This is a genomic window from Pseudomonas sp. 203-8, assembly GCF_020708595.1.
In the GTDB taxonomy this organism is placed as follows: domain Bacteria; phylum Pseudomonadota; class Gammaproteobacteria; order Pseudomonadales; family Pseudomonadaceae; genus Pseudomonas; species Pseudomonas aeruginosa.
Genome location: NZ_JAJFDF010000001.1, coordinates 685,899 through 700,496, shown reverse-complemented (window position 1 = coordinate 700,496; position 14,598 = coordinate 685,899). Strand labels below are relative to the sequence as shown.

The window sequence follows — 14,598 nt, the reverse complement described above, 5'->3', positions numbered from 1 at the left end:
GTCGCCATGCGCCCCGCCCGTGCCCTGATCGACCTGCAAGCCCTTCGTCACAACTATCGGCTGGCCCGCGAGGCCACCGGCGCCCGTGCGCTCGCGGTGATCAAGGCGGACGCATACGGCCACGGCGCGGTGCGCTGTGCTGAAGCGCTGGCGGCCGAGGCCGATGGCTTCGCCGTGGCCTGCATCGAGGAGGGCCTGGAGCTGCGCGAGGCCGGTATCCGCCAGCCGATCCTGCTGCTGGAGGGCTTCTTCGAGGCGTCCGAGCTGGAGCTGATCGTCGCCCACGACTTCTGGTGCGTGGTGCATTGCGCCTGGCAATTGGAGGCGATCGAACGCGCCAGCCTGGCCCGCCCGCTGAACGTCTGGCTGAAGATGGATTCGGGCATGCACCGCGTCGGCTTCTTCCCCGAGGACTTCCGCGCCGCCCACGAGCGCCTGCGGGCCAGCGGCAAGGTGGCGAAGATCGTGATGATGAGTCACTTCTCCCGCGCCGACGAACTGGATTGCCCGCGCACCGAGGAACAGCTCGCCGCCTTCGCGGCCGCTAGCCAGGGCCTGGAAGGCGAGATCAGCCTGCGCAATTCGCCAGCCGTGCTCGGCTGGCCGAAGGTGCCCAGCGATTGGGTACGTCCGGGCATCCTGCTCTACGGAGCCACGCCGTTCGAGCGCGCACATCCGCTGGCCGACCGCTTGCGCCCGGTGATGACCCTGGAATCGAAGGTGATCAGCGTCCGCGACCTGCCGGCCGGCGAACCGGTCGGCTACGGCGCGCGCTACAGCACCGAGCGTAGCCAGCGCATCGGCGTGGTCGCCATGGGCTACGCCGATGGCTATCCGCGCCACGCCGCCGACGGCACCCTTGTGTTCATCGACGGCAAGCCGGGGCGCCTGGTTGGCCGGGTATCGATGGACATGCTCACCGTCGACCTTACCGACCATCCCCAGGCCGGGCTGGGCAGCCGGGTCGAACTATGGGGCCCGAACGTGCCGGTCGGCGCCCTGGCGGCGCAGTTCGGCAGCATTCCCTACCAGCTGCTGTGCAACCTGAAAAGGGTGCCGCGCGTCTATTCCGGGGCTTGAGAAAAACTTTCCGAATTCTTTGCGCAGGCATGTCGACCGATCTGTTGTAAATACTGAACAGTGTTGCCATGATACGGCCGACTTGGGGTCGCCAGCCGTGTGCGGCCTCGTTTTGCCTTGCCTGCCAGAAGAATAAGGAGGACTCCACCCTTGGACGTCGGTGCTCGTCTGCAAACCATCCGAAAGCTCAAAGGTCTTTCCCAGCGCGAACTCGCCAAACGGGCGGGTGTCACCAACAGCACTATCTCGATGATCGAGAAAAACAGCGTGAGCCCTTCCATCAGTTCGCTGAAGAAGGTGCTGGGCGGTATCCCCATGTCCCTGGTGGAGTTCTTCTCCCTGGACCTGGAGCAGGACAGCCATACCCAGGTTGTCTACAAGGCAGACGAACTGATCGACATTTCCAGCGGCGCGGTGTCCATGCGCCTGGTGGGCAAGGCGCACCCGAGCCGGGCGATCGCCTTCCTCGACGAAACCTACCCGCCGGGCTCCGACACCGGCGAGGAAATGCTCAACCACGAAGGCGAGGAGGCCGGCGTGCTGGTCGACGGGCGCCTGGAACTGACCGTCGGCAGCGAGACCTATGTGCTCGAGCGCGGCGACAGCTACTATTTCGAGAGCAACAAGCCGCACCGTTTTCGCAATCCCTACGATGTGCCGGCACGCTTGATCAGCGCCACCACGCCCGCAAATTTCTGACCTGAAGCACAAGACCCCGCCGGGCCCGAAGGGCGCCGGCCGACAAGGGGCATGCGGGGCTGCGACCTAATGCCGCAAGGCTTTGCGAGGGTGTGCAATTGTTTCTGCCGGGCTTTCTTTGCCGTTATACTTGCGCCCGCCCGCGCGGCCCGCAGTGATCGGTATCGTGCCCGGGTGTGATAAGCCACGATGAGGGTGTAAGGGTGAACCTGATTAAAAAAATGCTGGCGGCCCAAGCTGCCGTGTTGGCCCTGTGGGCTGTAAGCGCTCAGGCTACGACCACTGACGATGCGATCGCCAAGCGCCTCGAGCCGGTAGGCAAGGTCTGCGTACAAGGCAAGGAATGCGAAGGCGTCGGCGCCGTCGCGGCAGCCGCCGGTGGCGGCGGTGCGCGTTCCGGCGAAGACATCGTCGGCAAGACCTGCAACACCTGCCACGGCACCGGCCTGCTGGGCGCGCCGAAGGTTGGCGACAAGGCCGAGTGGGGCAAGCGCGCCAAGGAGCAGGGCGGCCTCGATGGCCTGCTGGCCAAGGCGATTTCCGGTATCAACGCCATGCCGCCGAAAGGCACCTGCGCCGATTGCTCGGACGACGAGCTGAAAGCCGCGATCAAGCATATGTCCGGTCTGTAACAACGCCGGGACAGTGTCGCGAAAAGCCGCCTCCTGGCGGCTTTTTCGTATCCGCGGTGCGGGTTTTTCCCGCTGGCGGATCGTCCCGCCGGCAAACAGGGTCCAAACTTCCGGCTACCCATTCGCCGGAGGGCATCGTCTTGAGCCGAACCTGTTCCATCGACGCCGCAGTCGATCACTTGCTGCAGACCATCGAGGGCCCGATTCGCATGGGCCTGCCCCTCGGGCTGGGCAAGCCCAACCGACTGGTCAATGCGTTGTACCAGCGCCTGCGGACCCTGCCGGAGCGCCAACTGACGCTGTATACCGCGCTTTCCCTGGGGCGTCCCGCCGCTGGCGGCGACCTGCAACGGCGTTTCCTCGAGCCTTTCGCCGAACGGGTCTTCGCCGACTACCCGGAGCTGGATTACCTGCACGCCCTACGCCGCGACGAACTGCCGGCGAACATCCGCGTCGAGGAGTTCTACCTGCAGCCCGGCAGCCTGCTGGACAGCGCGCCGGCGCAGCAGCACTACATCAGTTGCAACTACAGCCACGTCGCCCGCGACATCAATGCCAAGGGCGTCAACGCGGTGGCCCAGCTGGTGGCGCGGCATCCCGAGCGGCCGGGCAAGCTGAGCCTGGCCTGCAACCCGGATATCACCCTGGACCTCCTGCCGATGCTGGAGAAGCGTCGCGCCGCTGGCGAGACCATCGTCGCCATCGGCGTGGTCCACGATGACCTGCCCTACCTGCCGGGCGACGCCGAGGTCGAGGAGTCGGTATTCGACCTGCTGATCGACGCGCCGGCGGAAAGCAGCCGGCTGTTCTCCACGCCGAACATGCCGGTCAACCTGCAGGATCACTGTATCGGTCTCCACGCCAGCGCGCTGGTGCGCGACGGCGGCACCCTGCAGATCGGCATCGGCTCGATGGGCGACGCGCTGACCGCCGCCCTGCTGCTGCGCCAGCGCGACAACGCCACCTACCGGGCGTTGATCGACGAGCTGGGTGTGCGTGCGCGCTGGGCCGAGACGATCGAGCGCGACGGTGGCCTGGAGCCGTTCCGCCGGGGGCTTTACGGTTGCAGCGAGATGTTCGTGCCGGGTCTGCTGGCGCTGGCCGAGGCCGGCGTGCTGAGCCGCCGGGTCTACCCCGACGAAGCGCGGCAGCGTGCCGCCGAGCGCGGTGAGGCGCCGGTGGAGGGCGGGGTGTGGCTGCACGGCGGCTTTTTCCTCGGTCCGTTGGCGTTCTACCGGCGCCTGCGCGAGATGTCGCTGGAAGAGCGCGCCGGGATCGGCATGACCGGCATCGGCTTCGTCAACAACCTGTACCGCCAGGAAGAGCTGAAGCGTCTGCAGCGGCGCGACGCGCGCTTCATCAACAGCGCCTTCACCGTGACCCTGCTCGGCGCCGGGGTCGCCGACCAGTTGGAGGACGGCCGGGTGCTCAGTGGCGTCGGCGGGCAGTACAACTTCGTCGCCCAGGCTCACGAGCTGGAGGGCGCACGTTCGATCCTGATGCTGCGTAGCTGGCGCGAATCCGGCGGGGAGGTCAGTTCGAACATCGTCTGGCAGTACGCCCACACCACCATTCCCCGGCACTTGCGTGACATGGTGGTGACCGAGTACGGGATCGCCGACCTGCGCGGCAAGAATGACGCGGAAGTGATCGCCGCGCTGCTGGCCATCGCCGACTCGCGCTTCCAGCAGGCGCTGGCCGAGCAGGCCCAGTCGGCCGGCAAGCTGCCGAAGGATTTCGTCCTGCCCGAACGCTATCGCAACAATACCCCGGAGCGCCTGCAGGCCTTGCACCAGGCCCACGCAGCGGCGCTGCCGGAGTTTCCCCTGGGCAGCGATTTCGACGAGGTCGAGCAGGACCTGCTGCGGGCGCTGGGTTGGCTCAAGCGCAAGCTGAAGCTGAGCGAGATCCTCGAACTGGGCAAGGCGACCCTGGATGCGCCGGAGCCAGAAGCCTACCCGGCGCATCTGCGGCGCATGGACCTGGACGATCCGCAGGGGCTTCGCGAGGAACTCTACCAGCGCTTGCTGCTGGCCGGCCTGCGAGCCAGCCAGGAAGAGCGGGGCTGAGTGGCGCTCAGTCGAGGAACTCGACCTGACCGCCGGCCAGCGATTTCACCCGGGCCAGGGACTCGACCCGGTAGCCTTCGCTTTCCAGCAGGGCGCGGCCATCCTGGAAGGATTTCTCGATGACGATGCCGAGCCCGGCGATGCTCGCGCCGGCCTGGCCGATCAGGTCGATCAGCGCCTTGGCGGCATGGCCGTTGGCGAGGAAGTCGTCGATCACCAGCACGTGGTCGTGGGCGTTCAGGTGCTTGGCCGAGATGGCGATGGTGCTCTCGGTCTGCTTGGTGAAGGAGAACACCTTGGAGATGTACAGGTTGTCCTTCAGGGTCAGCGACTGGTACTTGCGGGCGAAGATCACCGGGACGCCCAGCTCCAGGCCGGCCATGACCGCCGGGGCGATGCCGGAAGCCTCGATGGTGACGATCTTGGTGATGCCCTGGTCGCGGAAGCGCATGGCGAACGCGTGACCGACCTGCTGCATCAGCTGCGGGTCGATCTGGTGGTTGAGAAAGGCGTCGACCTTGAGTACGTGCTCGGAAAGGACGATGCCTTCCGAGCGGATTTTGTCTTTGAGAATGTCCACGGGTGGCTTCCTGCGAAGCGGCTGTCGCTGATGAAGCGCGGCATTGTACCGCCAGCCGGCGCCGCGCGCGACGTTCTCTCGGACGAGCGAACATGATCGAGCGGTCAGGAATCCGCGCCTGCCCGGCGCGGCCCCGTGGCAGGCGGGCCGCGCCGCTGCCGGCTCATTTCAGCAGGTTGTTCACCAGTAGCGTCTCGACGTCCTTGAAGCGCCCGCTGAGCACGGCCTTGGCGGCGTAGAGCGCGGTGTCGGCGACCTGGCCGAACTCGATCTTCGGCGGCATCACCAGCTCCGCAGGGTTGGTATGCACGTCCAGCAGCGCCGGACCGGGCTGGGCGAGGAACTCCTGCACCGCCGCCTCGAGCTCCTCGGAGCGCGTCACCTTGCGTCCGTGGAAGCCGATCACTTCGGCGAGACGGGCGAAGTCCGGGTTGAGCAGGTCGGTGTAGTTGTCCAGCAGGCCCTCGACCTTCTGTTCCAGCTCGACGAAGTTCAGCGAGGCATTGTTCAGCACCACTACCTTGATCGGCAGTTTTTCCTGGATGGCCGTCAGCAGGTCGCCGAGCAGCATGGCCAGGCCGCCGTCGCCGGAGATCGAGATCACCTGGCGCTCGGGGTAGGCCTTCTTCAGCCCCAGCGCCTGGGGCATGGCGTTGGCCATGGTGCCGTGGACCAGGCTGGTGAGGGTGCGGCGCTTGCCGTTGCTGTGGATGTGACGCAACAGCCAGACCATCGCCGAGCCGCCGTCGGCGGTGAACAGGGCGTCCTCGCTGGCGTGCTGGTCGAGCAGGCTGACCAGGTGCTGCGGATGGATCAGCTCGCCCTTGCCGGCTTGCTCCTCTTTTTCCAGCGTCCGCAGCGAGCGCTCGCGGTGCTCCAGGCATTCGTCGAGGAAGCTGCGCTCCTCGCGGGCTTCGAGCAACGGCAAGAGCGCCTCGAGGGTGGGGATCACGTCGCCGACCACGCCGAGATCGATGGGGTGGCGGCGGCCCAGGTGACTGCCATCGCGGTCGACCTGGATCAGGGTGGCCTTCTGCGGATAGAACTGCGCCCAGGCGAAGTCGGCGCCGAGCAGCAGGAGGGTGTCGCACTCGGTCATCATGTGGAAGCCGGACTCGATCCCGAGCATACCGGTCATGCCCATGTTGAAGGGGTTGTCGTACTCGACGAAGTCCTTGGCCCGCGACGTGTGCGCGATGGGCGCCTTGAGGCGGTCGGCGAGGGCCACCAGCAGGTCGTGGGCGCCCTGGCAGCCGGAGCCGGCGTAGATGCCGATCTTCTTGCCGTGGGCCAGCAGGCGGGCGATGTCCTGCAGTTCGGCGTCGCTGGGGCGCAGCACCGGTTGCGGGAAATGCACCGAGAACGGCAGGTCGTCCTTCACCGTGGCCTGGCTGATGTCGGCCGGCAGGATCACCACCGCCACGCCGCGCCGGTTGAGCGCCGCCTGGCAGGCCAGGGCCACCACCCGGCGCGCCTGTTCCGGGCTGTGCACCTGCTCGCAGAACACCGAGCAGCTGGCGTAGACCGCCTTGAAGTCGACCTCCTGGGGAAACTCCATGCCCAGTTGCGGGGTGACGATCTGGCTGGCGATCAGCACCATCGGCGCGCGGTTGCGCTGGGCCTCGTAGACGCCGTTGATGAAGTGCAGGCTGCCCGGTCCGCAGGAGCCGGCGCAGGCGGTCAGGCGTCCGCTGATGTAGGACTCGGCGCCCGCGGCGAAGGCCGCCGCCTCTTCGTGGCGCACGTGGACCCACTGGATCTGGCTGCGATGGATGGCGTCGGTGACATGGTTGAGGGTGTCGCCGACGATGCCATAGCAATGGCGGACGCCGGCGGCTTCCAGGGTTTCCACGACGATCTCGGCGACTTTCTTGCTCGACATGAAGCTGTCCTCGAATGGAATTCGTTAGCTAGCTAATTTTGGTCGCGCGTGGAGCGGCAAAAGTTCCTCGCCCGAGGCTAGGCATCGGGCAAGACACTTTTGTGAAAATCGAGACAGTCGAGGCGCGGCGGGCTCAGCGCTTGAGCATGGCGCGGATGTCGGCGAGGGCGGCGTTGCCCTTGGCCGCCTTGACCTCTTGCGGGGCGTCTTCCATGCCTTCCCATTCGAGGTCTTCGGGGGGCAGTTCGTCGAGGAAGCGGCTCGGCGAGCAGTCGATGATCTCGCCGTACTGCTTGCGCTTGGCGGCGAAGGTCATCGCCAGGTTCTGCCGCGCGCGGGTGATGCCGACGTAGGCCAGGCGGCGCTCCTCTTCCACCGTGTCGGCCTCGATGCTGGAACGGTGGGGCAGGATCTCTTCCTCCATGCCCATGATGAACACGTAGGGGAACTCCAGCCCCTTCGACGCGTGCAGGGTCATCATCTGCACGCCTTCGGCGCCTTCCTCTTCTTCCTGCTGGCGCTCCAGCATGTCGCGCAGGACCAGCTTGGCGATGGCCTGCTCGATGGTCATGTCGCCTTCCTCGTCGCGCTCGAGGGTGTTCTTCAGTGCCTCGATGAGGAACCAGACGTTGCTCATGCGGAATTCGGCGACCTTGTCGCTGGAGGCGTTCTGCCGCAGCCAGTTCTCGTAGTCGATGTCCATCACCATGCTGCGCAGCACGGCGATCGGCTCGTTCTCCGCGCACTGTCGGCGGATACCGTCCATCCAGCGCTTGAAGCGTTGCAGGCGTTCGTGGAAACGGCTGTCGAGGTGCTCGGCCAGGCCCATCTCGTCGCAGGCGGCGTACATCGAGATCTTGCGCTGGGTGGCGTAGTTGCCGAGCTTCTCCAGGGTCGCCGAACCGATTTCCCGGCGCGGCACGTTGATCACCCTGAGGAAGGCGTTGTCGTCGTCGGGGTTCACCAGCAGGCGGAAGTAGGACATCAGGTCCTTCACTTCCTGGCGCCCGAAGAAGCTGGTGCCGCCAGAGAGCCGATAGGGAATCTGGTGGTGCTGGAGCTTCAGCTCCATCAGCTTGGCCTGGTGGTTGCCACGGTAGAGGATGGCGAACTCGCTGTACGGCCGCTCGGTGCGCAGGTGCAGGGTGAGGATTTCCATGGCGATGCGCTCGGCCTCGGCGTCCTCGTTGCGGCAGCGGATCACCCGGATCGGATCGCCGTGGCCCATCTCGCTCCACAACTGCTTCTCGAATACGTGCGGGTTGTTGGCGATGAGGACGTTCGCGCACTTGAGGATGCGGCTGGTGGAGCGGTAGTTCTGCTCCAGCATCACCACCTTCAGCGAAGGGAAGTCTTCCTTCAGCTGCATCAGGTTTTCCGGACGCGCGCCGCGCCAGGCGTAGATCGACTGATCGTCGTCGCCGACCACGGTGAACTGGGCGCGGTCCTTCACCAGCAGCTTGACCAGCAGGTACTGGCTGGCGTTGGTGTCCTGGTACTCGTCCACCAGCATGTAGCGCACCTTGTTCTGCCACTTCTGGAGGACGTCCGGATGTTCCTGGAACAGCTTCACCGGTTGCAGGATCAGGTCGTCGAAGTCCACCGCGTTGTAGGCGCGCAGGGTGCGCTGGTAATGCAGGTAGACGATCGCGGCGGTCTGCTCCTTGGGGTTGCGGGCCTTTTCCAGCGCCTCCTCCGGAAGGATCAGGTCGTTCTTCCAGGCGCCGATGTAGTTCTTGATCTCGTCGACGCCGTCGTCCCCGGAATACTCCTTCTGCATGATGTCGGTCAGCAGCGCCTTGATGTCCGACTCGTCGAAGATCGAGAAACCGGGCTTGTAGCCGAGCCGTTCGTGTTCCTTGCGGATGATGTTCAGGCCGAGGTTGTGGAAGGTCGAGACGGTCAGGCCCTTGCCCTCGCCGCCGCGCAGCAGGGTGCCGACGCGCTCCTTCATCTCCCGCGCGGCCTTGTTGGTGAAGGTCACGGCGACGATGTACTGGGCGCGGATACCGCACTGCTGGACGAGATAGGCGATCTTGCGGGTGATCACGCTGGTCTTGCCGGAGCCGGCGCCAGCCAGGACCAGCAGGGGACCGCCGACGTAGTTCACGGCTTCTTGCTGCCGGGGATTGAGTCGGGACATAGGAACAGGCCGGAAGAGAGGGTTGAAGCGGGGGCGTATTCTAACAGGCTGGCTGGCATCCGCGAGAATTAGCGTGCAAGCTGTGACCGATCCCGAGATCGTTCACGCCATTTTGCTGTAGATTCCCTACCGCATTAGGATGATGCCGTTCGTTCTTTACGAAGATTCTTAAAACTTTGGAGGTTGCTTGTCAGCGCCCGCAGAACCCTTGCGCCTGCTCCTTCTGGCGGATACGCCGGACTGGGCGCCACTGCTAGGTGAACGCCTGAGAGCGCTGGGGCCTGCCTTTTCGCTGAGCATCGTCACCACCTGGGAGGGCGCGGCCACCCTGTTCGCCGCCGAGCCCCGGGGGCTGCTCCTGGCCACGCCGGCCTGCCTGCCGCTGGGGACTCCCTGTCCCTGGCCGGTGATCCTGCTGTTGCAGCAGGAGCCGGCGCAGGCGCCGGTTGGGGTGGTCGACTGGCTGGCCGCCGAACAGCTTTCCGAGGACAGCCTGCGCCGCTGCCTGCGCTACGCGCGCGAGCGCCTGGGTTTGCAGGCGACCCTGCAACTGCTCGCCGAGCAGGATCCGCTGACCGGCATCGCCAACCGCCAGGGCTTCCAGACCCTGCTCGCGGCGCGCCTCAGCGAATTCGACGGGCGTGGCCTGGTGCTCGGCCACCTCGACCTGGACAACTTCCGTCACGTCAACGATTCCCTCGGCCACCAGGGCGGCGACCGTCTGATCCTGCAGGTGGTCAACCGCCTGCGCGGCTTCATGGAGAACGGCGACAGCCTGGCGCGCCTGGGCAGCGACGAGTTCGCCCTGCTGCTGGACACCCGTCGCGATCCGCAACGCGCCGAGCGGGTCGCCGAACGCATCGTCGAATGCCTCGGCGAGCCCTACTGGATCGATGGCGAGAGCCTGTTGCTGGGTTGCAGCCTGGGACTCGCCCACGCCCGTGCCGACGAAGGCGCCGACCCGCTGATGTGGCATGCGCACATCGCCATGCAGCAGGCCAAGAGCCGCCAGGGTTGCACCTTCCATGTCTTCGACGAACGCATCAACCGTGGCGTGCGCAGCCTCGCCGACCTCGAAGCCGAACTGCGCCGGGCGCTGCGTCGCGACGAGCTGGAGCTGCACTACCAGCCGCGACTGTGCCTGGACAGCGGGCGCATCGTCGGCCTGGAGGCGCTGGTGCGCTGGCGCCACGGCGAGCGGGGCCTGCTCACGCCCAGCGAGTTCGTCCCGCTGGCCGAGGAGAGCGGGCTGATCGTGCCGCTCGGCTACTGGGTCATCGCCCGCGCCCTGCGCGACATGCAGTGGCTCAACGGGCGCGGCCTGGAGCCGTTGCACATGGCGGTGAACCTGTCGTTCCGCCAGTTCCAGGACAGCCAGTTGCTGCCGACCCTGCAACGGTTGATCGAAGAGCACGGCGTCGACGCGCGCTGGCTCGAGTTCGAACTGACCGAGACCGCCGTGATGCGGCGCAGCGACCAGGTGCTGCAGACCATGCAGGCGCTCGGCCAACTGGGCGTGCGCTTTTCGCTGGACGACTTCGGCACCGGTTTCTCGTCCTTCGTCCACCTCAATAGCCTGCCGATCACCCTGTTGAAGATCGACCGCAGCTTCGTCGGCGGCATGGACCAGCGGGCGGAAAACTTCCAACTGGTGCGGGCGATGATCAACCTGGCGCACAACCTCAACCTGGAAGTGGTTGCCGAAGGCGTGGAGACCCTGCGCCAGCAGGAGCAGTTGCGCGATTTCGGTTGCGACCAGGTGCAGGGCTACTGGATCAGTCCGCCGCTGCCGTTGGCGGAACTGGCGCGTTTCCTGGGCATAGGCGAGCGCTCGGCGCACCGCGGCCAGCCGCTCGGCAATTGAGCGCCGACGCCTCGCTGGCCGTGGCTTTCGGCAGCAACCGCGCGGTCTTCCACTCGAAGGCCAGGGTCAGGCCAATGGCCGCGCAGGCCAGGCCGCCGGCCAGCCCCCACCAGACGCCCGCGGCGCCCCAGCCGGCCGCGAACGCCAGCAGGCAGGCCAGCGGCACGCCGACCAGCCAGTAGCAGGCCAGGCCGACCAGGAAGGTGGTGCGGGCGTCCTTGAGACCGCGGATCGCGCCCATGGCGACGTTCTGGGTGCCGTCGAACAGCTCGAACCAGGCGGCGATCGCCAGCAGCGAGACGGCCATCGCGGCCACCTCCCGGTTGGCCGGGGCGTCGCGGTCGAGGAACAGGCCGATGATGGCCTCCGGCATCCACCAGAAGAGCCCGGCGAAGAGCAGCATGCACAGCGCGCCGAAGCCGATGCCGACACGCCCGGCGCGGCGTGCTTCGAGCAGGCGGCCGGCGCCGAAATGCTGGCCGATGCGGTAGGTGGTGGCGTACGACAACCCCACCGGCACCATGAACGCCACGTATACCGCCTGGATGGCGATCTGGTGCGCGGCCAGGGCGTGATCGCCGATGATGCCCATGCACAGGGTGGCGACCGTGAACATCCCCGACTCCACCGCGTAGGTGCCACCGATGGGCAGCCCCAGGCGCAGTATCTCCTCGACCATCGCCCGCTGCGGCCGTCCCAGTCCGCGCAGCAGCGAGTACTCGGCATAGGCCGGCTGCAGGCGGATATACAGGGCCAGCAGCAGCGGCATGCAGTTCATGACGAGGGCGGTGACCAGGCCGATACCGGCCAGGCCCAGGCGCGGCAGGCCGAACAGGCCTTCTATGAAGGAATAATTGAGAGCCAGGTTGGCCAGCGCGCCGAGCACGCTGATCGCCATCACCGGGCCGGCGCGGTCGATGGCGCTGGTGAAGCCGCGCAGGACCATGAAGGCCATGTAGCCGGGCAGGGCGAATGTCAGGCTGTGGAGGAACTGCATGGCGCCGTCCACCGTCTGCGGCGCCTGGCCGAAGACCAGGAGCAGCGGCCGCAGGTTCCATAGCAGCAGGCCGGCGGCCAGGGCCAGCGCGGCGCCGACCCAGAGTCCGGAGCGAGCGGCCGCGGCGGCGCCAGCGGCGTCGTCGCAGCCGTGACGGATCGCCACCAGGTTGCCGACCGCTGCCACCACGCCGACACAGAACGTCGAGACGAAGGCGTAGCTGACCGCGCCCAGGCCGCCGGCGGCCAGCGCGTCGGGGCCGAGCTTGCCCATCATCACGGTGTCGGTGAAGACCATGGCGACATAGGCCAGCTGGGCGGCGATCAACGGGCCCGCCAGGCGCAGGATGGCTTTGAGTTCGACGAGGGATGGCGAGGACATGGATGAGTAAGGCTCAGGAGGAGATGGTTGCCGCGATGGCCTGTCGGCGTTGAGAATGCGGCTATTCTCGGTGCGACTGGCATGGCTCCACAAAAGGAAAAACAAGATGCCAGGCATGAGTAAAAGTCATGAAAGAGGTAATTCCCCAATGACCCGTCGCCTGCCCCCGCTGTATGCCCTGCGCGCCTTCGAGGCTGCCGCCCGGCACGCCTCTTTCACCCGCGCCGGCGAGGAACTGGCGATAACCCAGAGCGCGGTGAGCCGGCACATCCGTACCCTGGAGGAGCACTTCGGTTGTCGTCTGTTCGAGCGCCATGGCCGCCAGTTGCAGCTGACCGAGCCGGCACGCCTGCTGCTGCCCGGGCTGCGCGACGGCTTCGATGCGCTGGAACGGGCCTGCACCGCCCTGCGTGTGGACGACGCCACCCTGCGCCTGAAGGCGCCTTCCACCCTTACCCTGCGCTGGCTGCTACCGCGCCTGAGCCGCTTCCGCCACCTGAACCCGGATATCGAGGTGCAGCTCACCAGTGCCTGGATGGATGTGGACTCGGTGGACTTCCAGCGCGAGCCTTTCGACTGCGCGGTGTTGCTGGGCAGCGGCCAGTTCAGCCCGGAATGGGAAACGGCAGCGCTGTTCGCCGAATGGCTGGTGCCGGTCTGCGATCCCGACGAGGCCGTGGAGCCCTGGACCCTCCAACGCCTGCGTGACAGCGAGTTGCTGCACCCCACGCCGGATCGTCGCGACTGGCGACGCTGGCTGCAACGGACCGGGCTGGGGGAGGAGGTGTCGCTCAAGGGCGGCCAGGTGTTCGACACGCTGGAACTGGGCATCGTCGCCGCCGCGCGAGGCTATGGCGTGTCCATCGGCGACCTGGTGATGGTCGCCGAGGATGTCGCCCAGGGCCGCATCGGCCTGCCCTGGCCGGTGGCGGTGGCCAGCGGCGAAAGCTATCACCTGGTCTGGCCTCGTGCCCGCAGGGGACAGGAACGCTTCCAGCGATTGCGCGACTTCCTCCTCGCGGAGGTGGCGGCGATGCGTCTGCCCGTCGTCGAGCGGCTGGCGTGACGCCGCCGGACAACTCCTGGCGCTGACGCGACGTTACAGGTCGCTGCCGTCGCTGGGCCGGGCGCAGGGTTTGCGCTAGGGTCGTTGGTCGTTGCCTGTCGGGAGCGGCAGGGGACGGAGCTTCCTTCCAACCGCCCAAAGGAACCCGCCATGACCTTCGCCAAAGGAATACTCGCCGCGCTGGCGCTCGCCGCCGCAGTCGGCCAGGCCAGCGCCACCGAACTCGAGCACTGGCCGGCCCCCGCCGCCAGGCAACTGAATGCACTGATCGAGGCCAACGCGAACAAGGGCGCCTATGCCGTGTTCGACATGGACAACACCAGCTATCGCTACGACCTGGAAGAATCGCTGCTGCCCTATCTGGAAATGAAGGGCGTGCTGACCCGCGACAGGCTCGACCCTTCGCTGAAACTGATCCCGTTCAAGGACCAGGCCGGGCACAAGGAGAGCCTGTTCAGCTACTACTACCGGCTTTGCGAGATCGACGACATGGTCTGCTATCCCTGGGTCGCCCAGGTGTTCTCAGGCTTCACCCTCAGGGAACTGAAGGGCTATGTCGACGAACTGATGGCCTACGGCAAGCCGATCCCCGCCACCTATTACGACGGCGACAAGCTCGCCACGCTCGACGTCGAGCCGCCGCGCGTGTTCAGCGGCCAGCGCGAGCTGTACAACAAGCTGATGGAAAACGGCATCGAGGTCTACGTGATCAGCGCGGCCCACGAGGAACTGGTGCGGATGGTCGCGGCGGACCCCAGGTATGGCTACAACGCCAAGCCGGAGAACGTCATCGGCGTCACCACCCTGCTGAAGAACCGCAAGACCGGCGAGCTGACCACCGCGCGCAAGCAGATCGCCGAGGGCAAGTACGATCCCAAGGCCAACCTCGACCTGGAGGTGACCCCCTACCTGTGGACCCCGGCGACCTGGATGGCCGGCAAGCAGGCTGCGATCCTCACCTACATCGACCGTTGGAAGCGGCCGATCCTGGTCGCCGGCGATACCCCGGACAGCGACGGTTACATGCTGTTCAACGGCACCGCGGAAAACGGCGTGCACCTGTGGGTCAACCGCAAGGCCAAGTACATGGAACAGATCAACGGCATGATCAAGCAGCATTCCGCCGCCCAGGCCAAGGCCGGCCTGCCGGTGACGGCGGACAGGAACTGGGTGATCGTCACTCCGGAGCAGATCCAGTAGGCGAA

General features: G+C 66.4%; 11 protein-coding genes. 7 read left to right on the top strand and 4 right to left on the bottom strand.

The window, feature by feature from the left end; genetic code table 11:
- Positions 1-6 precede the first annotated feature (6 nt).
- The 4 genes from alr (at position 7) to LJF27_RS03135 (ending at position 4,480) form a co-directional block, all read left to right on the top strand.
- Positions 7-1,080, top strand: coding sequence for an alanine racemase (alr, locus tag LJF27_RS03150; RefSeq protein ID WP_003096515.1), 1,074 nt, complete (start codon positions 7-9; stop codon positions 1,078-1,080).
- Between the two features lie 150 nt (positions 1,081-1,230).
- The gene (locus LJF27_RS03145) at positions 1,231-1,779 is read left to right on the top strand and encodes a cupin domain-containing protein (protein WP_003096513.1); all 549 of its coding nucleotides are present in this window, start codon (positions 1,231-1,233) and stop codon (positions 1,777-1,779) included.
- 203 nt (positions 1,780-1,982) lie between these two features.
- Positions 1,983-2,411, top strand: coding sequence for a c-type cytochrome (locus LJF27_RS03140; RefSeq protein ID WP_003096511.1), 429 nt, complete (start codon positions 1,983-1,985; stop codon positions 2,409-2,411).
- Between the two features lie 209 nt (positions 2,412-2,620).
- Complete coding sequence (locus LJF27_RS03135; protein WP_003123719.1) at positions 2,621-4,480, top strand: acetyl-CoA hydrolase/transferase C-terminal domain-containing protein; 1,860 nt, start codon at positions 2,621-2,623, stop codon at positions 4,478-4,480.
- A gap of 7 nt (positions 4,481-4,487) precedes the next feature.
- On the opposite strand, the gene LJF27_RS03130 is transcribed toward LJF27_RS03135, so the two are convergent.
- From LJF27_RS03130 to rep, 3 genes are all read right to left on the bottom strand, one after another.
- Positions 4,488-5,060: a xanthine phosphoribosyltransferase gene (locus LJF27_RS03130; protein ID WP_003096508.1), complete on the bottom strand. Its 573-nt coding sequence runs from the start codon at positions 5,058-5,060 to the stop codon at positions 4,488-4,490.
- Between the two features lie 163 nt (positions 5,061-5,223).
- Positions 5,224-6,942 (bottom strand): thiamine pyrophosphate-dependent enzyme, encoded by a 1,719-nt coding sequence (locus LJF27_RS03125; RefSeq protein WP_023116833.1) that lies wholly within the window; start codon positions 6,940-6,942, stop codon positions 5,224-5,226.
- A 133-nt stretch (positions 6,943-7,075) separates the two neighbouring features.
- Entirely contained in the window at positions 7,076-9,085 is a 2,010-nt protein-coding gene (gene rep, locus LJF27_RS03120) for a DNA helicase Rep (RefSeq protein ID WP_003110454.1), read from the bottom strand.
- A gap of 187 nt (positions 9,086-9,272) precedes the next feature.
- Between rep and LJF27_RS03115 the strand changes: the two genes are divergently transcribed.
- Positions 9,273-10,949 carry a putative bifunctional diguanylate cyclase/phosphodiesterase gene (locus LJF27_RS03115; protein ID WP_003121292.1) on the top strand — a complete coding sequence of 559 codons (1,677 nt, stop codon included), beginning with the start codon at positions 9,273-9,275 and terminating at the stop codon, positions 10,947-10,949.
- Here LJF27_RS03115 and LJF27_RS03110 read toward each other — a convergent pair.
- The gene (locus LJF27_RS03110) at positions 10,861-12,327 is read right to left on the bottom strand and encodes a NorM family multidrug efflux MATE transporter (protein WP_003114349.1); all 1,467 of its coding nucleotides are present in this window, start codon (positions 12,325-12,327) and stop codon (positions 10,861-10,863) included. The genes LJF27_RS03115 and LJF27_RS03110 overlap by 89 nt on opposite strands.
- Positions 12,328-12,475: 148 nt before the next feature.
- Between LJF27_RS03110 and LJF27_RS03105 the strand changes: the two genes are divergently transcribed.
- Both LJF27_RS03105 and pchP read left to right on the top strand, forming a co-directional pair.
- Positions 12,476-13,393 (top strand): LysR substrate-binding domain-containing protein, encoded by a 918-nt coding sequence (locus tag LJF27_RS03105; RefSeq protein WP_003098255.1) that lies wholly within the window; start codon positions 12,476-12,478, stop codon positions 13,391-13,393.
- Between the two features lie 150 nt (positions 13,394-13,543).
- Entirely contained in the window at positions 13,544-14,593 is a 1,050-nt protein-coding gene (gene pchP / locus LJF27_RS03100) for a phosphorylcholine phosphatase (RefSeq protein WP_003110458.1), read from the top strand.
- The last annotated feature ends 5 nt before the right edge of the window (positions 14,594-14,598 follow it).

What these genes read in the sequence shown, in the direction of transcription:
- alr (WP_003096515.1), top strand. Translation starts at nt 7, where the DNA reads ATGCGCCCCGCCCGTGCCCTGATCGACCTGCAAGCCCTTCGTCACAAC.
- LJF27_RS03135 (WP_003123719.1), top strand. Translation starts at nt 2,621, where the DNA reads ATGGGCCTGCCCCTCGGGCTGGGCAAGCCCAACCGACTGGTCAATGCG.
- LJF27_RS03125 (WP_023116833.1), bottom strand. Translation starts at nt 6,942, where the DNA reads ATGTCGAGCAAGAAAGTCGCCGAGATCGTCGTGGAAACCCTGGAAGCC.
- rep (WP_003110454.1), bottom strand. Translation starts at nt 9,085, where the DNA reads ATGTCCCGACTCAATCCCCGGCAGCAAGAAGCCGTGAACTACGTCGGC.
- LJF27_RS03110 (WP_003114349.1), bottom strand. Translation starts at nt 12,327, where the DNA reads ATGTCCTCGCCATCCCTCGTCGAACTCAAAGCCATCCTGCGCCTGGCG.
- LJF27_RS03105 (WP_003098255.1), top strand. Translation starts at nt 12,476, where the DNA reads ATGACCCGTCGCCTGCCCCCGCTGTATGCCCTGCGCGCCTTCGAGGCT.
- pchP (WP_003110458.1), top strand. Translation starts at nt 13,544, where the DNA reads ATGACCTTCGCCAAAGGAATACTCGCCGCGCTGGCGCTCGCCGCCGCA.